13 protein-coding genes and 2 pseudogenes are annotated in these 22,670 nt (G+C 64.7%); 4 read left to right on the top strand and 11 right to left on the bottom strand.

Annotated elements, in window-relative coordinates:
* The first annotated feature begins 3 nt into the window (after positions 1 to 3).
* Positions 4 to 3,282: a transporter substrate-binding domain-containing protein gene (locus tag JYG34_RS11745; RefSeq protein WP_213661157.1), complete on the top strand. Its 3,279-nt coding sequence runs from the start codon at positions 4 to 6 to the stop codon at positions 3,280 to 3,282.
* On the opposite strand, the pseudogene JYG34_RS26655 reads toward JYG34_RS11745, so the two are convergent.
* The 4 genes and pseudogenes from JYG34_RS26655 to JYG34_RS11730 all read right to left on the bottom strand — a co-directional run.
* Positions 3,257 to 3,691 (bottom strand): annotated as a pseudogene (locus tag JYG34_RS26655) (methyl-accepting chemotaxis protein); the annotation flags it as partial. The gene JYG34_RS11745 and the pseudogene JYG34_RS26655 overlap by 26 nt on opposite strands.
* Positions 3,692 to 3,793: 102 nt before the next feature.
* A pseudogene (locus tag JYG34_RS26650) lies at positions 3,794 to 4,510 on the bottom strand (PAS domain-containing protein); the annotation flags it as partial.
* 495 nt (positions 4,511 to 5,005) lie between these two features.
* The gene (locus JYG34_RS11735) at positions 5,006 to 8,179 is read right to left on the bottom strand and encodes a hypothetical protein (RefSeq protein WP_213660829.1); all 3,174 of its coding nucleotides are present in this window, start codon (positions 8,177 to 8,179) and stop codon (positions 5,006 to 5,008) included.
* A 237-nt stretch (positions 8,180 to 8,416) separates the two neighbouring features.
* Entirely contained in the window at positions 8,417 to 9,436 is a 1,020-nt protein-coding gene (locus JYG34_RS11730) for a LacI family DNA-binding transcriptional regulator (RefSeq protein WP_213660828.1), read from the bottom strand.
* Positions 9,437 to 9,644: 208 nt separating this feature from the next.
* On the opposite strand from JYG34_RS11730, the gene JYG34_RS11725 reads away from it, so the two are divergent.
* From JYG34_RS11725 to JYG34_RS11715, 3 genes are all read left to right on the top strand, one after another.
* Entirely contained in the window at positions 9,645 to 10,184 is a 540-nt protein-coding gene (locus JYG34_RS11725) for a gluconokinase (protein ID WP_213660827.1), read from the top strand.
* A 114-nt stretch (positions 10,185 to 10,298) separates the two neighbouring features.
* A complete protein-coding gene (locus JYG34_RS11720) occupies positions 10,299 to 11,651 on the top strand; it encodes a GntP family permease (protein ID WP_213660826.1) in 1,353 nt (450 codons plus the stop codon).
* A gap of 108 nt (positions 11,652 to 11,759) precedes the next feature.
* Positions 11,760 to 12,053: a hypothetical protein gene (locus tag JYG34_RS11715; protein WP_213660825.1), complete on the top strand. Its 294-nt coding sequence runs from the start codon at positions 11,760 to 11,762 to the stop codon at positions 12,051 to 12,053.
* Positions 12,054 to 12,255: 202 nt separating this feature from the next.
* On the opposite strand, the gene JYG34_RS11710 is transcribed toward JYG34_RS11715, so the two are convergent.
* The 7 genes from JYG34_RS11710 to lexA form a co-directional block, all read right to left on the bottom strand.
* Positions 12,256 to 13,683, bottom strand: a complete 1,428-nt coding sequence (locus JYG34_RS11710; RefSeq protein WP_213660824.1) for a sigma-54-dependent transcriptional regulator — start codon at positions 13,681 to 13,683, stop codon at positions 12,256 to 12,258.
* Positions 13,652 to 15,145 carry a sensor histidine kinase gene (locus JYG34_RS11705; RefSeq protein ID WP_213660823.1) on the bottom strand — a complete coding sequence of 498 codons (1,494 nt, stop codon included), beginning with the start codon at positions 15,143 to 15,145 and terminating at the stop codon, positions 13,652 to 13,654. Before JYG34_RS11705 ends, JYG34_RS11710 begins: the two co-directional genes overlap by 32 nt.
* Positions 15,146 to 15,352: 207 nt before the next feature.
* A complete protein-coding gene (locus JYG34_RS11700) occupies positions 15,353 to 16,801 on the bottom strand; it encodes a sensor histidine kinase (protein ID WP_213660822.1) in 1,449 nt (482 codons plus the stop codon).
* Positions 16,802 to 16,889: 88 nt separating this feature from the next.
* Entirely contained in the window at positions 16,890 to 19,970 is a 3,081-nt protein-coding gene (locus tag JYG34_RS11695) for an error-prone DNA polymerase (protein WP_213660821.1), read from the bottom strand.
* On the bottom strand, positions 19,967 to 21,385 hold the full coding sequence (locus JYG34_RS11690) for a Y-family DNA polymerase (protein WP_213660820.1): 1,419 nt from the start codon (positions 21,383 to 21,385) through the stop codon (positions 19,967 to 19,969). Before JYG34_RS11690 ends, JYG34_RS11695 begins: the two co-directional genes overlap by 4 nt.
* 6 nt (positions 21,386 to 21,391) lie before the next feature.
* Positions 21,392 to 22,012 carry a translesion DNA synthesis-associated protein ImuA gene (gene imuA, locus JYG34_RS11685; RefSeq protein WP_213660819.1) on the bottom strand — a complete coding sequence of 207 codons (621 nt, stop codon included), beginning with the start codon at positions 22,010 to 22,012 and terminating at the stop codon, positions 21,392 to 21,394.
* On the bottom strand, positions 22,012 to 22,629 hold the full coding sequence (gene lexA / locus JYG34_RS11680; RefSeq protein ID WP_044488012.1) for a transcriptional repressor LexA: 618 nt from the start codon (positions 22,627 to 22,629) through the stop codon (positions 22,012 to 22,014). Before lexA ends, imuA begins: the two co-directional genes overlap by 1 nt.
* Positions 22,630 to 22,670: the final 41 nt, after the last annotated feature.

Raw genomic sequence — 22,670 nt, 5'->3', positions numbered from 1 at the left:
ATGATCAGGCGCACCCTGCTGTGCCTGTTGCTGGTCGCGCTGCTGCCTCTATGCACTGCGGCACAATCGTCCAGCGAAAGCCGCCATCTGTTGGCGCGCGCACTGAGTGCCGCGCCCCCCCTGGTCCCCGACGCACCCGACCGCCAGTGGCTCGCTGCGCGCAAGACATTGCTGCTCGGCAGTTCGCGCCCTGACTACCCGCCCTTCGACATCAACACCAGCCAGGCCGACTACGAAGGCCTTACCGCCGACTACGCCGGCCTGATCGCCGAGCAGCTGGGCGTCTCCATCGAGATCCGCCGCTATGCCAACCGCGCACAGGCCATCGCCGCACTGCGCAGCGGCGAGATCGACTTGCTGGGCACCTCCAATGCCTTCGAGGCCACCGATGCCGAGCTCGCCCTCAGCCAACCCTATGCCGACGACCTGGCGGTGATCGTGTCGCGCCAGCGCAGCCCCCTGGGCGAGGACCATGCCCTTGCCGGGCGCAAGCTGGCCATGGTCGATCATTACCTGCCCCTGCAGGCCGTGCAGCAACTGTACCCCCGGGCCCAGGTCACGCTCTATCGCTCCACCCTGGCCGGTATTGCCGCGGTGGCGCTGGGCCAGGCCGATGCGTACCTGGGCGATGCGATCAGCAGTGACTACATGATCGGCAAAGGCTTCCAGGGCATGGTCAAGGTCGATCACTTCGTCAAAGTACCGGTCAGTACCTTCGCCTTTGCCCTGGCCCGCGACAATCCGCGCTTGCTGCGCCTGGTGGACAAAGCCCTGAGCCGGGTTGCCGACAGCGAGCGGCTGAACATCCTGCGGCGCTGGACCAGCGGCAGCACCAGCCTGTTGCTCGACCGCCGGCTGGACGCGCTCACCACCGAGGAGCGCGGCTGGATCGCCACCCACCCGACCATTCGGGTGATGATCAACACGACCCTGGCCCCCTTGAGCTTCACCGACAGCCAGCAGCAGCCTCGCGGCATCGCCCTCGACCTGCTGGAACGGATCAGCCTGCGCACCGGCCTGAACTTCCAGATCGTCGAGTCGGACTCGTTCGAGGATATGGTCGACGCCACCACCCAGGGCAAGGTCGACATGATCGGTGCCATCGGCTACGGCAACCATCGCGCCGAACGCCTTCGCTACACCCGCCCCTACATGATCAGCCCGCGCGTCCTGGTGATGCGCCAGGACGCCGCGCCGTTGCCTGCGACGCAGCCCTTGCGTGGCCAGCGCGTAGCCCTGTTGCGAGGTTCGCCGCTGACCGAGCAACTGCTGCGCGACGCTCCCGGCATGCGTGTGTTCGAAGCGGAGAATCCACTGCAACTGATGGAAGCCGTAGCCAACGGCGATGCCGATGTGGCGCTGAGTTCGCAAATCAATGCGGTCTACTTCATCAACCAAGTGTTCAAGGGCCGCCTGCGGGTCGCCGGGCTGCAAGGTGACGAGCCCGCGCTCGCCGCCTTTGCCGTGAGTCCCGCGCTCCCCCAGCTGCAGGGCATCCTCGACAAGGCCCTGCTGAGCATCCCACCCGACGAGCAGGAACAACTGGTCAACCGCTGGCGTACCAATGCCGTGGTCAGCGACAGCCCCTGGCGCAACTACCGCACACTGGCCCTGCAGGTGCTGGTGCTGGCCGGGGTGCTGCTGGCGGGCGTGGTGTTCTGGAACACCTACCTGCGCAAGCTGATCCACCAGCGCACCGACGCCGAACGCGCCCTGCAGCAACAGCTTGCGCTCAGCCGCGGGCTGCTCGAACAGTTGCGCCAGGCGAAGAACGACGCCGAACAGGCCAGCCAGGCGAAAAGTACCTTCCTGGCAGTGATGAGCCATGAAATCCGCACCCCGATGAACGCGGTGATCGGCCTGCTGGAACTCGCCCTGGAGGACAGTCGTCGTGGCCACTGCGACACCCAGGCGCTGGAAACCGCCCACGGGTCGGCGATCGGCCTGCTCGACCTGATCGGCGATGTGCTCGATATCTCGCGTATCGAGTCCGGGCACATGACCTTGCAACCGGTGGCCACTGACTTGACCGGCCTGGTCAAGGTCACCCTTCGGGTATTCGAGGGCAATGCCAGGATCAAGGGTATTCAACTGCATGCGACACTGCCGGACACACCGTGCTGGGTGCACGTCGACCCCTTGCGCTTCAAGCAGGTGCTGTCGAACCTGGTGAGCAATGCGATCAAATTCACCGATCAAGGGCAGATCGATGTCACGCTGACGGTGGACACGCTCGGCAAACCTGGCCTGCGGGTGGCGTTGCAGGTGAAGGATACCGGCAAGGGCATCAGCGCCAGCGACCAGGCCCGGCTGTTCAGCGCCTTCTCGCAGGTCGGCAGCCAACAGACGCGCCAGGGGGCCGGCCTGGGCCTGGTGATCAGCCGCAACCTGTGCGAGCTGATGGGGGGCGAGCTTACCTTGCAAAGCATCGAAGGCCTGGGCACCCAGGTCGATGTCCGCCTCAGGCTGACGAGCGCCGACGCCCCGGCGAGTGAATCATCGGCAGAAACCGTGCCCGCCTCCGCCCATGGCCCGCTGCACGTTCTGGTGGTGGACGATTATCCCGCCAACCTGCTGCTGCTCGACAAACAGCTGCGTTCGCTTGGCCACCGTGTCGCGCTGGCCGACCAGGGCGAGGCGGCGTTGATGTTGTGGCAGGCAAACCGCTTCGACGTGGTGATTACCGACTGCAGCATGCCGGTGATGGATGGCCATGAGCTGACCCGGCGGATTCGTGGGCTGGAACTTGAAGGCAAGCTGCCCGCCTGCCATATCATCGGCGTCACCGCCAATGCCCAGGCCGAGGAACGCCAGCGCTGCCTGGAAAGCGGCATGGACGAATGCCTGTTCAAGCCCATCGGCCTGCAGGCGCTCAAGGCTGGCCTGGCTCACATCAGTGCCATTGCGCCCACACAGCCCCATATCCAGCCTCGGGCCAGCGGATTCGACCTGGAGCAATTGCGCCACCTCACCCAGGACGACATGCAGCTGACCCGCAGCCTGCTCCAGCAATTGGCCCAGAGCAATGGCGAAGACCTGCAGGCACTGCTTGCCTTGGGGACTAGCCCTGAACCGGCAACCCTCACGCCACTGGTACACCGGATCAAGGGGGGCGCGAGGATGCTCAAGGTCAGGACCGTGGTTCAGGACTGTGAAGCGCTCGAGCAGGCCATTGCCCGGCAACAGCCACTCGACCCCGCGCTCGAGCGGCTGCGCAACAGCCTGCAAAGCCTGGAGCGCGAGCTGCGCCAAGGCCTCAGTGCAATTGCAGGGTCGAGCTGATCTGGCTGATGGCCTCCACCACGTGGCGCGAGCCCTGCTGGATCTCCATGATCACCGTGCCCGCTTCGTTGGCCAGCTCCACACCAAGTCCCGTACGGGTCAGGCTCGACTGCATGCTGGCGACCGCCGTCAATGACAGGTCGTGGTTCTGCCGCACCACGTCGACGATTTCCAGCGTCGCCTTGCTGGTGCGCGCAGCCAGGCTGCGCACCTCATCCGCCACCACGGCGAAGCCACGCCCATGGTCGCCGGCACGCGCCGCTTCGATCGCCGCGTTGAGCGCCAGCAGGTTGGTCTGGTCGGCGATGCCACGAATGGTCAGGACGATCTGCCCGATCACCTCGGACTGCTTGCTCACCGCATCGATGCTGCGCGCGGCCTCGTTGAGCTCGGCGGAAATCTGCTCGATCACCGCCACCGTCTGCTGCACCACCTGGGTGCCTTTGCGCGCGCAGGCGTCGGTCTGTACGGAACTGGCGTGGGCGGCGTCGGCGGCGGTCTGCTGGGTGCTGACCTGGTTGGTGATGTCGCTGGCGAACTTCACCACTTTGTACAGCCGGCCCTTGTTGTCGAAAATCGGGTTGTAGGAAGCTTCCAGATAGACCGTCTGGCCCTGCTTGTTGACCCGCTCGAAGCGGTGCGAGTGGTACTCGCCGCGGTTGAGCGAGGCCCAGAAATCACGGTACTGCGCCGACTCGCGCTCATGGGGCAGGCAGAACAGCCCGTGATGGCGCCCCACCACCTCCTCCAGGCGATAACCCATGGTGTCGAGGAAGTTCTGGTTGGCCTTGATGACCCGCCCGGCCGGGGTGAACTCGACCACCGCCATGGAGCGGCCGATGGCCTTGAGCAGGCTTTCGCTCTCGTGTTCCTCGATCACATGGCGGGTGATGTCGGAGGCGACCTTGATCACGCTGGTGACTTGCTGGCGCTCGTCGAGCACCGGCATGTAGCTGGCCTCCAGCCACACCTCGCGCCCGGCCTTGTCCAGGCGCTCGAAGGTGCCGCTGATGGCCTTGCCCTGGCCCAGCTCGCGCCACAGCTGCTGGTACTCGGCGCTCTTGGCGTAGGTGGGGTCGCAGAACAACCGGTGGTGCTTGCCGCGGATCTCGTCGGCGCTGTAGCCCATCGTCTGGCAGAAATGGTCGTTGGCATCGAGGATGGTGCCGTCGGGCGCAAACTCGATCATGGCCATGGAACGGCTGATTGCGGCAAGCTTCGCTTCCATCCCGGCCAGGGCCTGGCGGGCGCGTTGGATCTCGACCAGATCGGACTTGCGATGGTACTCGAACATGGGCCAGGACTCCTTGTGTCCACGGGATGTTCCTGAGCATAGATCGGGGTTTTAGCCGTGCAAGCCAACTGCTATCACTTTAGGGTTAGGCATCTGTGGCCGTTTATCCGAATGGCGATGGCCTGCCAGTGGACTCCGCGGTGCGACCCGAAGCGCAAACTGAAACGGGGGCAACCGCGTTTGTTTGCAAAGCCCATGCACCGACGTGCGGAACACTATCGAACGACCAGTGTCCCGATCGGGTAGCTCGTTAATCCAAAGCCCTCCGGAATCGTTGGACGAAGCAATTCAAGCAGATAAAAGAATTAACCGTTCGGAACACGAGCAGGTTGCTTAAAGGAGCCGCCGCCCAGATATTCACTACTGCGAATTGGCGGAACGCTTCGCAGCGTTCATTACACCAACGTGATGGCGGCGGCATCGACGGCATTAACTTCCTTCTAGCACCTGACCAATAATGGCGGTAACTTTTAATGGCACTTTATAACCCTCGATAAGTAGATCGAATGTCAGATAACCCGAAGACTCATCAAACACTGTAATAGTCCACATTTCCTGCCCAACATCCACCCACTCCCCAAGCCTCGGCTCAACCTTGAAATCACCGCCATATTCATTCTCAGCAAGCACCAGTTTCGCCTTAAGATTTATCATCTCCAACGGACTATCGGGTCTAATTACCAACCCCAAGTCCTTCGAACCAGCACCAAGCATATGATATATGTGATATTTTGCATACGCCTCATCGAAAGGTTTTCCACTCAGCAGCAGCGCCTTGCCCTCAATTACCGGATCATAGTCTTTAATCTTAACTGCAAGGTCCGACCACCCACGCACCGACCATGCTTTCACGTCCCAGCTCAGGTTCTCGATAGTATCAGTCTGATATACGTCGTAATACGGCCTCGGCCACAAGTTGTTTGGCTCCAGTGTTCCCGCATCCTTCAGCAAAAGCGCGGCCTTGATTTTATGATTGATCGGCAGGGGGCTACCCTCCTTATTGCGCAACTTGACCTTGGTGGTTTCCCCCTGCCACAAGAATAGCCCTGGCCATACAGTTTCGTTCTCACTCGTCAGTTCGAGATAATCAGCATACCCCCCCACAAAACCGCTCAAGGTCAGTGCATCCTCGAACTCTTTTACCTTGACGATCAGGGTAAATCTACCGCTTACATCTACGCCCTCAAGTTCCCACTCCAACCCCGTCGGCAATAGGCGTTCCTCATTTCCGTAGCACGGCTTAGCGCTTACAGATTCCGCGGGCACCTCGTCGCTCTCGAAGCTCATCCAGCAGTCCAACTCGGCCAGCCCCAATGGACTGTTGGGCAAGAGTTCCAGGCTAACCTTGCGCGGCATGGACACCATCAGTGCCATCGATGGCACCTCCTCTCCGTCCACTTTTAAAACGGCCTCATCGCTGAGGCGTTGCGAGAGCAGGATCGCATCCGTCAGTTGTAATGTGTCGTCAAACCCTTCTACATGGATACCGATAGCGAAGGTACCACTGCCTTCCAACCCCTCCAGGCACCATGCCAGAGTTCCCTCTACTATCTTGATCTTGTCTCCATATCCTGGGATCGCCTTTACACTGTCAGACGTCAGCGTGCCTTCTATAAAAGCAATATGGCATTCAAGACCTGATTGTCCCAATGGGCTATTATGCTTGGGCACAATACTGATATTCCGCGGCTTGTTGTGACGCAGGCAATTAACAGTTGAAGGGGCTTCTTCGTCGATTTTCACTGTGGCCTCGTCAGTCAGCTTATTCGAAAGCAGCATGACCTTGGCCAACGTTATCGCCCTCTCGAATCCTTCGACATGGATCGTCAGGCTCAAGCTGCCACTGACATCTCCCCCCGTCAGCGTCCAACTCAGGCCATCCTTGGCCATGTCCTGCTTGTCCTTATAGCCCGGATCCGAAGGCACCTGCCTTGGATCCAATGTCCCGCTGTCGAATGTGATCCAACCCTTGAGCTGGGTTCTTCCCAGCCCACTATGCTCTCTTGGTTTCAGCTTGATGGTGAGCGGTGTCCCCCGACGCAGGACCAGCACGTTGCCACCTAGCGGGATATTGCTCTCGTCGATGAACACCTGCGCTTCGTCGACCAAACCGCTGGACAGCGCCAGCGCTTTCTCCAACCTCAGGCCGGTGGTAAAGCCGGGCACCTCGACCTTGAGGCCAAACTGGCCACTGTTGCCATCTTCCTTGGGCCTGAGCAGCCACTTGACGCCCTCTTCCGTGACCTTTTCACTCGGCTTTTCATAGCCTGGGTCAGCCGGCACCTGCCCTGCTGCGAACTCGTCTTCGATTTGACCGAAATGCAGCGTGGCGGCCAGTTCCATACGTGCTAGCGGGCTGCCATCCTTCGGTTTGATGCGTACGGCCTTGTCCACACCACGGTGGAAGATCGGTGGTGCTCCTTCCACCTCGATGGCGACCTCAAGATCAGCCTCATCCGCCAGCTCGGCCGACATCTGTGTGCCCCTTAGCAGAAAAGGCATTTCCAAAGCAGATATCACAACCGACAGGGTGAACTGCCCGCTTTTCTCATCGCCCCCCCGAAGGGTCCAGCTCAAACCTGCTTCGGGCAACGGCCTACCGTCTTCAGGTTCACCAGCAGGGGGGGTGAGGTCGATCCCCAACTGCGCTTCCCCTTCTGGCCACATCAGCTTGGTAGGTTGGTCGACATAAGCACTGCCCTTTTCAGGTATCAGGGTCACCGTGTAGGTAACGCCACGGGTCAACCTCACCCCCAGCGCGGTAGAGGGGACGAGGCCCTCACTATCACGAAGCTCCACCTTCAACTGATCAGGCCACCCATTGCTGGCGAAGGCAGGCAGTGTCCGCGATATCCTTTCACTGGTCTCACCTAGCTCATCCACGCAGTATGCATTGATGGTCACGCGGTTTTCTGCACCGATCTCCTCAGGCTGGGGTGTATACAGCAAATGCGCCATACCATCATCCCCGGTCAAGATGGGGGCACCATAGGGTTCGCCATTGAGCTCGAAACACACTGGTTTCCCCGACATGACGCGGTCAGCATCATAAGGGCTCGTCACTGTCGCAGTCAGGATTGCGGCGGTAGGTGGGTCGACAACCGGTACCACGTTATTCCACTGCAGCTCGGTGACGGCATAATGGAAATCGCCCACATGCACCAAGAATCCGTACTTGGGCGCCTGCCAATAGCTGCCCAGAGCCAGTTTCAGGTTTTCACCAGACTGTGCTGCCTCGCCTCCCATCGCAGTCAATACCCAGTTCGCACCGGTCTCGCGGGATAACTTCTTGAAGCTCCTCTCGTCCTCGGGCGGGAGCGTGCTTTCGAACAGGAAGGAAGGATCCGCGCGCAGGCGGTAGCTGTCAGGCCGACCAGCCTGCCAGTACAAGGCCAACTTTTGCTCCACCCATTTGCTGCCGTCCGGCGCCTTCACGTACAGACGGTGCTCGGCACAATGGCACAACTTGAACGGTGGTTCGTTCTGCTCGATCCCGTCTTCTGGCTTGCCACCCTGCGGATAGACGACCAATCTCAACGGCGAATCCGCAACTTTGGCCAATGTAGAGGGAGCCTGGGCTTGTAGGTCTTCAGATTTGGACATGACGAACTCCGGCGTGCGTCCGCACATTTGTCCGGAGACACTAACCACCATGGCTGACGGGCGAAACTGGTAAAAATGCCAGGTGTGCAACCCGTGAGCGGCTGTCGGGGAACGTTCAGCCTGTAGAGCGGCGTGGCGGCTGTTCACCGGCAAAGTCGGTTCCTACAGGGCCCGTGCCAGTGAGCCTGATGTCAGCGGCCAGACCTGCAAGCTGTGCCAAGCGAGCATTGCATTCCCTCAAGAACTCTCCCGCACCACCAGTTCGAACCCCATGTCCTGCTGCTCGGCCCCTACCCGCTTACCATCGAGCAACGCCAGCAGCGCCTGCGCGGCACCTCGTCCCACGGCGGCCCGTGGGGTACGAATCGAAGTCAGCGGCGGCACCATGTAGGCCGAGGCCGGCAGGTCGTTGAAGCCGACCATCGCCACCTGTCGAGGCACTTCGATACCTTCGCGCAGCGCCTGTAGCACAGCGCCCTGGGCCAAGTCGTCGTTGCAGAAGAAGATGCCGTCCACGTCCGGTGCCCGCACCAGCAATTGACTGAACAAGGCCCCGCCCAACCCGATCGATGACGGCTGCGGATCAAGAACTTCAAGCTCCGGTGCCTGCAAGCCGGCATCGGCCAGGGCCTGACGGAAACCTTCGGCCCGCTGCATCACCCGTGGGTCGAGCTGGGCGGCGATGAAAGCCAGGCGCCGCCGGCCACGTTCTATCAGGTGGCGCGCGGCGGCGCGCCCGGCCTCATGCTGGGAAAACCCCACCGACAGCGCGTCCTGACCGCCACCCAGTTCCATCATGTGCACGCACGGCACGCCACTGGCGGCGAGCATCTGCCGTGAAGCCTCGCTGCGATCGAAACCCGTGAGCAGCATGCCGCAGGGCTGGTAGGCGAGGTAGTTGCGGATCAGGTTCTCTTCCTCGGCACTATCGTAGTGATAGTTGCCGATCAGCACTTCCAGCCCACGCGGGCGCATCACTTCGTGAATGGCCTCGAGGGTATCGATGAACAGCTGGTTGGACAGCGACGGGATCAGCACCACCACCGACTGGCTGCGCGCCGAGGCCAGGGCCCGTGCCGCAGGGTTGGCGACATACCCCAGGGTGGCTGCGGCAGTCTTGACCTTCTCCGCCAGATCGGGCGCGACCGTGCTGACGCCTCGCAGGGCGCGGGAGGCGGTGATGGGGGAAACCCCGGAAAGCCTGGCGACTTCCGCCAGGGTGGGACGACCGGTGGTGCGCGAGCCGATGCGAGACATGAGTGTTGTAATTTTACTACTTGCAGGAATGGGGAACGGTCACTAAGGTAGCGCTGTCTCAGGACGCAGGCAATGCAATCTTGGTAGCAGCCGTATGCGATGCGTCCATACTGCCTAGGACAAGACCAACAACACCCGGGAGGGTGGCGCTGGCGGGCTTGACCCGTCATCACCAAGACAGCGCTATCTCACCCAGCAGGAGGTACAGATGAACCCTTCCCTGTCCGCACTTGTGGTCATGGGCGTGGCTGGTTGCGGCAAGAGCTCGATCGGTGCCGCCATTGCCGCCCACAGCGGCGGTCGCCTGATCGAAGGCGATGCCTTCCACCCCGTCGAGAACATTCGCAAGATGAGTGCCGGCATCCCCTTGGACGACGATGACCGAGCCGGCTGGCTGGTACGCCTGGGCGAAGAACTGCAGGCCACCATTGCTGCCGGCGAACGCCCCATCCTGACCTGTTCCGCGCTCAAGCGCCGCTACCGTGACACGCTACGCAGTGCCGTACCGGCGCTGGGCTTCGTGTTCCTCGAACTCACGCCCCAGGAAGCGGAAAAACGCGTGCTCGCCCGCCCCGGCCATTTCATGCCCGCCAGCCTGATCGAAAGCCAGTTCGCCGCATTGGAGGCCCCGCACGGTGAGCCGCTGACCCTGGCCCTGGACGCCACCCTCCCGGTCGTGGCCCTGGCCGAGTCCGTAGATGCCTGGCTAAAGCCTTGCGGTGAGCGGCCCCTGGCGCGAACCGCCTGACCCGGTGGTTTTCCGGCTCACCAAAGACAGCGCTGTCTTGATAACTGATCTCAGCTGACGCTAAACCTACAAGCAATACCAAAACAACAACGACAAGACCGAGGCTTACGAACCATGTTCGGACTGGCTACTGATACCTACCTGCTGCTCGACGCGATGGTCACCATCGTCGGGCTGATCCTGCTGATCACCCATTTCAAGGTCCACCCTTTCGTTGCCCTTACCCTGGCCGCGGGCTTTCTCGGCCTGACCTCCGGCATGCCGGTGGCCAAGGTGATGAAGTCGTTCCAGGACGGCTTCGGCGGCGTGCTTGGTTTCGTCGGCATCGTCCTGGCCCTGGGCACCATGCTCGGCAAGCTGATGGCCGACTCCGGCGGCGCCGACCAGATCGCTCAGACCCTGATCCGCGCCTTCGGCAAACAGAAAGTGCACTGGGCCATGATGTTCGCCGCCTTCCTGGTGGGCATCCCGCTGTTCTTCGAAATCGGCTTCGTGCTGCTGATCCCGCTGGTGTTCATCGTCGCCCGCCGTTCCGGCGTGTCGCTGGTGAAGATCGGCATCCCGCTGCTGGCCGGCCTGTCCGTGGTGCATGGCCTGGTGCCACCGCACCCGGGCCCCCTGCTGGCGATCGGTATTTTCCACGCCGACATCGGCAAGACCATCTTCTACGGCCTGCTGGTGGCCCTGCCCACCGCAGTAATCGCCGGCCCCCTGTTCGGTAACTTCATCTCGCGCTACATCCCCGGCAACCCCTCGCAGGAACTGATGGACCAGATCGCCCGCGAGTCGAACCAGAACAACCTGCCCAGCTTCAGCGTGACCCTGCTAACCGTGCTGCTGCCGGTGGTGCTGATGCTGCTCAAGACCTTCGCCGACGTGGTGCTGCCGGCCGAGCACATCGTGCGCCAGTGGATGGACCTGATCGGCCACCCGATCACCGCCCTGCTCGCCGCCCTGCTGCTGGCCTTCTACACCTTTGGTTCGGCCCGTGGCTTCAACCGCCAGCAGATCATGAAGATGCTCGACCAGAGCCTGGCCCCCACCGCCGCGATCGTGCTGATCGTCGGTGCCGGTGGCGGCTTCAAGCAGATGCTGGTGGACACCGGCGTGGGCAACGTGATCGGGCAGATGGCGGTGCAGGCGCAGATCTCGCCGATCCTGCTGGCCTGGCTGGTGGCGGCGGTGATCCGTATCGCCACCGGTTCCGCCACCGTGGCCACCATCACCGGCGCCGGCATCGTCGCCCCGGTGATCGACCTGGTCCCCGGCGTCAACCGCGAGCTGCTGGTGCTGGCCACCGGCGCTGGCTCGCTGATCCTGTCCCACGTCAACGATGCCGGCTTCTGGCTGGTCAAGCAGTACTTCAACATGACCGTGGCCGAAACCTTCAAGACCTGGAGCATGATGGAGACCATTCTCTCGGTGGTCGGCATCATCTTCATCATGCTGCTGTCGATGGTGGTCTGACCGTCCATCGGGGTGATCGCACCTTGTCGACACGGACGTGGCCCAACTGAGACCGAGGCCCTGCGCTGGCAGGGCCTTTTTCTTGCCGTTGCACAGGAGCCCGCCCCGATGAAGCCTTACTTTCTGCTGGTAGCCCTGCTCGCGTCCCCGCTGGCCCTGGCGGTCGGTACCGGGACCACCTACCCGGACGACCCCCACAGCCCGGCGCCGCAGCCCGGCGTGGACAGCACCCTCAACCCCATCGAAAAGCCCATGCCTCGGGATACCGACCCACGGATCCAGGGCAGCGACCCGGACAGCCCGGCGGCGCGGCAGAACGATGAGCGTGACTTGCCGGGGATGGGTGACAGCGGCTCGGAGGGGATGGGGCGCGAGGGTGAGGGAAGCGGCGGCAAACCTTGAGCACATTGCCCACACCTGTAGGAGCGGCTTTAGCCGCGATCACCCGCGAAGCGGGTACCAGATACCGCGTCGCCTGCATCGCGGCTAAAGCCGCTCCTACAGAGGCCCCTGCTCCCTGCGCGACAGCGCAGCCCAAAGGGCTGTGTTATCTCGCGCAAGGATTGTGCATGGCTTGAGGCTGGAGCAGCTAGCCAGCTGAGACTCACCACTGGCGCTTGTCCGGCCGCGTCAGCCCGAGCTTCTCGATCTTGTAGCGCAGCATGTCCCGTGACAGCCCCAGCAAACGTGCCGACTTGGTGACGTTCCAGTCGGTACGGTCGAGGGTACGGCAGACCATGTCGCGCTCCATGTCGGGCAGGCTGCCGGTCGCTTCCGGCTCGTGTCGCGGGATGTCGAACACGGGCAACGCTGACGGCTGGGCCAGCGGCTCATCCACCAGGGTCAGGCACAGGTTCAATTGGTGCGCGCCGATCACCTCGTTGGGCGCCAGCAACACCGTCTGCTCGAGCATGTTGCGCAGCTCACGCACATTGCCCGGCCAGCTGTACCCCAGCATCAAGGCTTCCGCCTCGGCGGAAAAACGCAGGCCCGGCTTGCCATAGCGCCGGCCATGATGGGCGAGGAAATGCCGGGCCAGGCGCAGGATATCCTGGCCCCGGGCATACAGCCGCGGCACTTTCAGGGCGATGATGCGCAGGCGGAAGAACAGGTCGCGGCGAAACTTGCCCTGCTGCACCATCTGCTCCAGGTTGCAGTTGGTCGCGCTGATCACCCGCAAGTCGACCTTGCGCTCCTTCACCGCGCCGATGCGGCGGATGCTGCGATCCTCCAGCAGCTTGAGCAGCTTGGCCTGGAGCACCAGGTCCATCTCACCGATCTCGTCGAGGAACAAGGTGCCGCCGTCCGCCGCCTCCACCAGCCCAACGCGGCGCTCCTTGGCATCGGTGAACGCACCCTTTTCATGGCCGAACAGTTCCGCCTCGAGCAGGTTGGCCGGGATCGATGCGCAGTTGAACTCGATGAACGGCCCCTTGGCGCGGCTGCCGTCGAAATGCAGGGCCCGCGCCACCAGCTCCTTGCCAGTACCGGTCTCGCCCTCCACCAGCACCGGCGGCAGGTCGTCGCTGGCCATGCGCCGCTCGGCGTCGAGCAACTGGCGCAGGGTGTGCTTGAGCTCGAGCATGGCCGGCGACTCGCCGATCAGCGCCTGCAGGCCGGACTTCTGCGCCTCGCGCTCCTGGTAGAACGACAGCGTGCGCTCCATGCGTTCGGTGGCCAGGGCCTTGTCCAGCATCAACTTGAGCTCGGCCAGCACCACCGGCTTGGTGAGGTAGTGGAAAGCCCCCTCCTTCATGGCCTGCACCGCGTCCTCGACGTTGCCGTAGCCGGTCATCATGATCACCTTGAGCTCCGGTGCCTGGGCGACCAGGGTGCGCAGCAGGTCGTGCCCGCTCATGCCGGGCAATGAGTTGTCGGTGAGCACGGCGTCGGGCCGGGCGCGCTGGATCTGCTCCAGGGCAAGCTCGGCACTGGAGCACACCGAGACCTCGAAGCCCTTGAGGCTCAGGTAGGTGCGAATGTTGTCGGCGAGGATGTCGTCATCCTCGACCACCAGGATGCTGTGGTCCATGGTCCCCTCCCGCTGCAATGTTGAAAGTCAGGCTGACGCGGGTTCCTTCCTCGATGCGGCTGCTCAGTTCGACCGAGCCGCCGAAGCGTTCCATGATGCGTTTGACCAGGGCCAGGCCCACGCCCAGGCCGCCCTGTTTGGTGGTGAAGAACGGCTTGAACACCATGCGCCGCTGCTGCTCGGTCATGCCTTTGCCGGTGTCGCTGAGCATCAGTTGCGCCTGCCCGCTCTCCAGCAACTGGACCTCGGCGCACAGCTGCCCACCGTTGGGCATGGCCTCCAGGGCATTGGCGAACAGGCTGTTGAGGATCTGGGTCAGTTGCAGTGGCTGGCTGGCAACCCACTGTTCAGCAGGCCCCAGCAGCCTGAACCCCACACCATTGCGCTCGATCTGCGGGGCGAAGGCCTGGCGTGTATCCTCGAGGGCGGCCATCAGGTCCACCGCCTCCGGCTCGTCGCTGACCGGGCGCAGCGATACCAGCAGGTCGCGCACCCAACGCGACATGCGGTCGACCTGGGTGATGATGTCAGTGATGTTGCGCAGCGCCTGCGGGCTGGCGATATCCTGTGCGAGTTCGGCGCTGGAACGGATGTTGGCCAATGGATTGCGCAGGCTATGGGCCACTGCCGAGGACATTTCGCCCAGGGCGGCATAGGTTTCGCTGGCCACCAGGCGGTCCTGTTGGTGGTGCAGCATGCTGGCGGCGCGGCGCACGATCCAGAACAGGCCCAGGTAGATCAGTGCGCCGCCCACCAGGGTGGACGCCCAGATCAGCACGTAGCCTCGCTGGATTCGCCGCACCAGGTCCTGGGGCTCCTTGTAGATCTCGACCATCGCCAGCACCCGCTCGCCCTGGCTATCGAACAGCGGGATGTAGTTCTCGATGAACAGGTGCCGGGGCTCACGCTGGAATTTCTGCTCCTCACGGTCCTCATCGGCCTTGTGATAGCTGGCCGAAACGGCCTTGCGCGAGCCAAAGGCGTGCTCGAGGTCGTCGTCCTCGTCGATGTGTTTGCCAATCAACTGCGGGTTGGTCGACCAGACCACGGTGCGATCGCGGGCATAGACATTGGCCAGCAGCGTGTCGGGCAGGTGCTCCACATGGTCGAGGAACTCCACCCGGGTCGACTCCGCCAACGGGGCACCGAACTGCAGGTGTTGCTGGTCCAGCCGAGGGTCGATCAGCTCGCCCATGGTGGTGCCTGGCGGCAGCTGAGAGTGACGGACCTCGGCCTGGGCCATGGCCTGGATGAACTGGGCGGTCAGCATGGCGTCGCGCTCGACGCTGTCACGCACCACGAAGCGGGTCGACACATAGCCCAGGCCACCGGCCACCGATGCGATGATCAACAGGCTGACCAGGGAGAACCAGCGCAGCAGGTTGAATTCGTGCAGCGGCACAGCCCCCCCTACGGAGGGGCCACGGGTGCTGTCAGGGGTTTCGTTCTCCAGCGTCTGCATAGCTTCGTTCCCGCCTGGACGCCTGTTCGGGGCCACTGATACATAGCAGCAAAAAATCAGCCAAAAATATTTTTTACTTTAAAAACAGACACTTATTTTGTTCTGTTAATTCTGTTTATAGAAAAACCCCCACATTCGGGGAAAACTCATCAATGACATGAATTCGTTAAAAATCATGAAGTTATTGTGCAAACCGAATAATTAACATCACCCAGAAGCCAACCTGAAACTCAGTGACACCCGGGTACCGGAACCGGGATAGCTGCTCAAACGCACCGAACCACCGAAACGTTCCATGATCCGCTTGACCAACATCAGCCCCACCCCCAGGCCACCTTGCTTGGTGGAAAAGAACGGTCGGAAGGCCATGCGCTGTTGTTGTTCGCTCATCCCCTTGCCGGTATCGGAAAGGCGCAGGGTCAGGTTGCGCCGGTCCCGCCGAATCACCTCGACACGCAGGTCGCCCCCCTGGCCCATCGACTCCAAGGCATTGGCAATGAGGCTGTTGAAGATCTGCGCAAGCAGCGCCGGCTGCCCCAATACGCGCACACCAGGCAGTTCCGGCAAGTGCACCTGTACCCGCCCCCTGCTCAGAGGCGCGGCGAAGACCTGGAAACTTTCCTGCAACACTTGCCCCAGGTCTACCGGTACCGCCTCGTCATTGAGTGGTCGCAGCGACTGCAGCAGCTCCCGCACCCACTGCGACATGCGGTCGACCTGGCTGATGATGTCGTTGACGTGGCGCTGCGCCGGCCCCTCGTCGAAGGCCTGGGCCAGTTCGGCGCTCGAGCGGATGCTCGCCAACGGGTTGCGCAGGCTATGGGCCACCGCCGACGACACCTCGCCCAGCGCCACGAAGGTTTCATTACCGATCAGCCGCTTCTGCTGCACCGCCATGACCCGCGCGGCCCGGCGCATGATGCCGTACAGCCCGACGTAGACCATGCCAGCCCCCACGGTGATGGCCAGCCAGATCAGTATCAGGCCATGCTCGATACGCACGATCAGGTCATGGGGCTCCTTGTAGATTTCCACCATCGCCGTGACCTGCTCGCCATCGGCGTCGAGCAGCGGGATGTAGTTCTCGATGAACAGCTTCTCCGGCGGCGTGATGAACTTCTGCTCGCTACGCACCTGGTCGAAGTCGTGATAGCTGGCCGACACGCGCCTCTTGTATTCGAAGGCCTGGTCGAGGTCGTCATCGGCGTTTATCAGCTTGCCGATCAGCGCCGGGTTGCTCGACCAGATCACCGTGCGGTCGGGCGAATAGATATTGGCCAGGAGCATGTCCGGCAGGTGGGCGATATGGTCGAGGAACTCGCCCCTGGCCTTGCGCCGGGCCTCGGGGTCGACGTCCGGCAATGACGGGTCGAGGCGTGGGTCGAGCAACTCGCCCATGGTGCGCACATTGGGAATCGACACATGGCGCACTTCGGCGTCGGCGATGGAGGTGATGAACTGGGCGGTGAGCAGCGCGTCACGCTCGACGCTCTCGTCGATGATGTAGCGGCTGGAGATCAGCCCCAGCCCCACGGCCACCGAAACGATGAATGCCAGGCTGACCCAGGCGTACCAGCGCAACAGGTCGAACGGCCGCCGCGCCGCGCTGGATTCGGCGGCGGGCATCAGTGTGTCGGGACGAGGGGCGAGGTCCATGGCGGGCTCCGCGGCTGGGCACCATCTACAGGTTATAGCCCAGAGTTGGGGAAAACCGGGGGAAGCCTGTCGCCTCGCCCCTTCGGGCTCAGTGAAAATCGCGGCTGTGCACCTCCAGCCCCTGCAGCAACGGGCTGATATCCTCCAGCCGCCGGGCAATCAGGTGGCGCACGCCACTTTCCTGCTCCAGGCGCCCGCTGACCTTGAGCAACCGTGCCCCCACCAGCGCCCGCCGCTGGCGCTCGGCCAGGTCGCGCCAGACCACCACGTTGACCATGCCGTGCTCATCCTCGAGGGTGACGAAGGTCACGCCACTGGCCGTCTGCGGCCGCTGGCGCCCGACCACCAGCCCGGCCACGGCGATGTTGTCGCCGTCCTCGACACCCGCCAGTTCCCCTGAGCTGCGACAGCCCAGTGCCCGCAGCCGTGAACGCAGCAGGGTCAGCGGGTGGGGCCCCAGGGTGGTGCCCAGGGTGACGTAGTCGGCGTGCAGGTCCTGCGCCACGCTGGGAGCCGGCAGCATCACCACCGGCTCCGGGGCCGGCTCGACCTGGGCGAATAATGGCAGCTGCGCCTGCACCGCCGCCACCTGCCAGCGCGCCTGGTGGCGGTTGCCGGCCAGCGCCCGCAGCGCTCCGGCATCGGCCAGGCGCCCGCGGGCGCGGCTGTCGAGCTCGACGCGCAGGCACAGGTCCTCGACATCGCGCCAGGGCCGCAGCGCCCGCGCCTGCTCCAGGCGTCGGGCATCCGCCTCGCTGAAGCCCCGCACCTGGCGCAAGCCCAGGCGAATGGCCAGGCCGCCCTCGCCCACCGGCTCCAGGGTGCAGTCCCAGTCACTGTGCAGCACATCCACCGGGCGCACCTCGATGCCCTGCCGCCGCGCCTCCTGCAACAGCTGGTCGGGGCTGTAGAAGCCCATGGGCCAGCTGTTGACCAGCGCGCAGGTGAAGATCGCCGGCTGATGGCATTTCAGCCAACTGCTGGCATAGCACAGCAGGGCGAAGCTGGCGGCGTGGGACTCGGGGAAACCGTAGCTGCCAAAGCCCTTGATCTGCTCGAAGATGCGCTCGGCAAAGGCCAGCTCGTAACCGTTGCGCAGCATGCCCGAGACCAGCCGTTGCCGATGCGGCTCAAGGCCGCCATGGCGTTTCCAGGCGGCCATGCTGCGGCGCAACTGGTCGGCCTCGCCGGGGGTGTAGTCGGCGGCGACCATGGCCAGCTCCATCACCTGCTCCTGGAACAACGGCACACCCAAGGTGCGCTGGAACACCTCCCTGAGCTCTTCCGACGGGTAGGTCACCGGCTCCTGCCTGAGGCGACGGCGCAGATACGGGTGAACCATGTCGCCCTGGATCGGCCCCGGGCGCACGATCGCCACCTCGATCACCAGGTCGTAGAAGTTCTCCGGGCGCAACCTGGGCAACATGGCCATCTGCGCCCGCGATTCGATCTGGAACACGCCCATGGTTTCGGCGCGACCGATCATCGCGTAGGTGGCCGGGTCGTCCGGCGGGATGCTGGCGAGGGTGAGCTCGATCCCCCGGTGCCGGTACAGCAGGTCGAAACAGCGGCGCAGGGCGCTGAGCATGCCGAGGGCGAGCACGTCGACCTTGAGCAGGCCGACCATGTCCAGGTCGTCCTTGTCCCACTGGATCACCGTGCGCGCCTCCATCGTCGCGTTCTCCACCGGCACCAGCTGGTCGAGGGGCTGCTCGCTGATGACGAAGCCACCGGGGTGCTGCGACAAGTGCCGGGGGAAACCGATCAGCTCGCCGGCCAGCACCAGGATGCGCCGCAACGACGGGCTCTGCCCATCGAAACCGGCCTCGGCCAGGCGTTGAGCGTCGGGGATACGGTCGCTCCAGCGCCCACAGCACTTGGCCAGGGCGTCCACCTGGTCGGCCGGCAGCCCCAGCGCCCGCGCCACGTCGCGCACCGCGCCGGCGGCGTGGTAGCTGCTGACCACGGCGGTGAGCGCGGCCCGGTGCCGGCCATAGCGGCTGAACACGTACTGGATCACTTCTTCGCGGCGGTCATGCTCGAAGTCCACGTCGATATCCGGCGGCTCGTTGCGCTCGCGGGACAGAAAGCGCTCGAACAGCAGGCGGTGCACCATGGGGTCGAGTTCGGTGATGCCCAGCACGAAGCACACCACCGAGTTGGCCGCCGACCCCCGTCCCTGGCACAGGATGCGCTGGCGGCGGGCGAACGCGACAATGTCGTGGACGGTGAGGAAGTAGCTTTCGTAGCCCAGCTCCTCGATCAACGCCAGCTCCTTGTCCAGCACCGCGCGCACCTTGTCGCTCGGGCCGTCGGGCCAGCGCCCGGGCAGGCCCTGCTCGCACAGCACCCTTAACCAACTGGCGGGGCTGTGACCTTCCGGCACCAGTTCGCGGGGGTACCGGTATTTCAGTTGCGAGAGATCGAAGGTGCACCGCCGGGCGATATTCAGCGTCTCGTCCAGCAGTGGTGCGGGGTACAGCTCCCGCAGCTGGTCGAGCGGGCGCAGGTGGCGCTCGCCGTTGGCGAACAGCAGGCCGCCCGCCTCGGCCACGCTGCAATGGGCGCGGATGGCGGTCATGCAATCCTGCAGGGCGCGGCGGCCACGGGCATGCATGTGCACGTCGCCGCAGGCCACCAGTGGCACATCGAGGCGCAGGCCCTGCGCACGCAGCCACGCCAGCCGGGCCTGATCGTCGGCACCACGGTGCAGGTGCGCCGCCAGCCACAGGCGCTCGCCGAACAGCGTGCGCAACCAAGGCCCGGACCCCGGCTGGTCGCCAGGAGCCGCGACCCACAACGCCAGCAGGCCCTGGTGATGAGCCTCGAGGTCCTCGCCGAGCAACTGGTAACTGCCCTTGCGTGCCCGGCGCCGAGCGCGAGTGATCAAGGCGCAGAGGTTCTGGTAGCCGCGCAGATCCTGCACCAGCAGCACCAGCTTGGGCCCCTGATGCACCTGCACCTCGCTACCGATGATCAACCGCAACTCATGCGCCTTGGCGGCCTGCCAGGCCCGGACGATGCCGGCCAGCGTGCACTCGTCGGTGATCGCCAGGGCCTGGTAGCCCTGCTCGCGGGCCCGTCGGAACAGTTCGTCGGCGCTGGAGGCGCCGCGCTGGAAACTGAAGTTCGACAGGCAGTGCAGCTCGGCATAGCCCGGCGTGCTCATGCGAACCAGCCCTGCAGCCACAGCGGCCCGGGCTGGGCCAGGTCACGGTAGGCCCAGCCGCACAGGCCGTCGCGGGTCTCGATGCGGTAGTAGTCGCGGCGCACATCGCCGCCGTCCCACCAGCCGGACTCGATGCGCTCGGCATTGCCGAGCAGGCGCAGGCCGGCTTCAGGCAAGGCCCGTGGCTCCGGCAACAACCAGCCAGGGCGGCTGCCCGGGGCGACGACCAGCCGGCCCGCGCCCTCCTGCCACGCCCCTTGCCAGGCGCACTCGGGGCGATGATCGGCCTCGGCGCGCAGGCCCTTGACCGCTTCGTCGCCCAGTCGCGCCCGTAACCGCTCGCGCAACTGCTCCCAGGGTTGGGCCTGCTGGGCACGCGGGTCGAACAAGGCCCGGTGCTGGGGCACGAAGGCCGGCAGGTCCGCGGCGACCAGGCGCAGGTTGCGCACAGGAGCCGGGATGCGCAGCGGCTCCAGCCGCCCCCGGGCCAGTTCGAAGAGCATCGCCGCGTCGCGCTCGGCGGCCAGCAGGCCGACCGTGAGCCGCGTGGCCGGGCCTTCGGCGTGCTCCAGATGCAGCTCGAAACGCTGCACGCCGCAATCCCGCCCGGCCAGGAAGGCGGCCAGGTCGGTGAGCAGGCGGCGCAGGGGGAACAACAGCGCCTGGTGTGATTCGACATCGAAGTTCAGCTCCAGCCGCGCCTCGAAACGGTCGGGCGGCTGGTAGAAGCCCAGCCCCATTGTGCGCAGGCCGAGCAACTGGTCCAGGTGCACCTGAACCTGGGCGCTGAAGCGCCTGGCCAGCGCCTCGCGCGGCAGCGCGAGCACCTCCCCCAGCCGCCGCAGGCCCATGCGCGCCAGCGTGGTGCTGACCTCCGGCGGCAGGCCGGCGCGGTCGATGGGCAGGTTCGACACGGCGGCGCGGGTCTCATCGGGGCTGGCCACGGCCAGACCATCGTGAGCGTTGGCGAGCATGCGCGCGGCCACCGGATTGCTGGCCAGCACGATGCGCTGGCGCAGCCCCAAGGCAGCCAGTTCCTGGCGTAGCTGCGCCTCGAACAACGGCCAGGGCCCGAACAGCTGCAAGCTCGAGCCCACTTCCAGCAACAGTGCGCGAGGATAATGCAGGCTGACCTGGGCACTGAACCGGTAGGCCCAGGCGGCCAGCAACTGCTGCACCTGCTCGATACGCGCCGGATCGACTTCGACGCAGGTGAAGCCATCGGCCAGGGCGCGGGCGGCGGTCAGGCTCTGCCCGGCACGCAGGCCCAGCTGGCTGGCGGCCGGGTTGACCGCCCGCAGCACGCGGCGCTGGGTCGGCCCGTCGATCAATACCAGCGGCGTGTCGGGGTCGTCACGCTCGCGCAGGACGGTGTCCAGCGCCAGCTGCGGCAGCAGGATGCAGGCCCAGAGCATGATGCATCAGCCCCGCCCCGGGCAGGCGATAGGCGCGGCGGGCGGCAGGCCGCCACGGCACTTGAGTACCCGCCACTGCGCCGGACGGGTGTCGATGGCGATGCGCAGGGCAGCCGGCGACGGGTTGAGCGCGGCCTGTTGCGTGCGGCAGGCAAACGCCAGGGCCTCGCCGGTTTCCGCCGCCACCTGCAGGCGCCGCAGCGCGCGGTCGTCTACGCGCTCCGGCCAGCACAGCACGGCCGCGCAACTGCCCGAGCGCAGGCACTGCTCGGCCGCCCACAAGGCGTCGCCCGCCGTGGCGTCGACCTGGGCCAGCCAGCGCAGGTCCACCCCCGCCGCCTGCCAGGCCGGCGCGAAGGGGATGAACGGTGGCGCCACCAGCACCACCCGCTCGCCGACGCTGGTCAGGCGCGCCAGCGTCGGCCAGAGCAGTTGCAGTTCGCCGCAGCCCGGGCTGGCCAGCAACAGTTCGCTCAACGCCGCCGCTGGCCAGCCGCCATCGGGCAGCCGCGCGTCCAGCGCGGCGTGCCCGGTGGGTTGCAGGCCGAGCGGGCGTGCCTGCGCTTGCCGACCACGCCAGACCTGGCGCTGGTCGAGCAGGCGGTCGAGCTCGACCACCGCGCCCATCAGTCGCGCCTCAGCAGGCCGCAGAACACGCCTTCGATGAAGAAGTCGCGTTCGGGGCCCACGTCGATGGGCTGGTAGTGCGGGTTGCGCGGCAACAGGCGGTAGCCCTCGCGGGTGCGCTGCAGGCGCTTGATGGTGACCTCGCCGTCGAGCCGGGCGACCACGATCTGCCCGTCACGGGCATCGCCCTGCTGGCGGATGCCGACCAGGTCGCCGTCGAAGATGCCGTCGTCGACCATCGAGTCGCCGCGCACCTTGAGCAGGTAGTCGGGCGTGCGTCGGAACAGGCTGGGGTCGAGCAGCAGTTGCTCGTGGATGTCAAGGTCGGGGCCGATGGGGGCACCGGCGGCCACTTGGCCGAGCACTGGCAGTTCGAGGATTTCAGGCCGGCGCAGCGGTTCGGCCAGGCGGATGCCCCGTGCCTGGTTGGGCGTGACATCGATATAGCCGGCCTGGCACAGGGCGGTGATGTGCTTGCGCGCCACGCTGCGCGAAGCGAAACCGAAGCGCTCGGCGATGTCGGCCAGCGAGGGAGGCTGGGCCTGGTCGGTGATGCGCTCGCGGATGAAATCAAGGATGGCGCGGCGTTTGGGGGTCAGATTGTCCATGGAGTACATTTGTACTCTTTTTGCGAGACACTGGCCAGCCCCCTTCGTCG

It is taken from the genome of Pseudomonas entomophila (genome assembly GCF_018417595.1).
GTDB classification, from domain to species: domain Bacteria; phylum Pseudomonadota; class Gammaproteobacteria; order Pseudomonadales; family Pseudomonadaceae; genus Aquipseudomonas; species Aquipseudomonas entomophila_C.
This window is presented reverse-complemented; position numbering and strand designations above follow the sequence as displayed.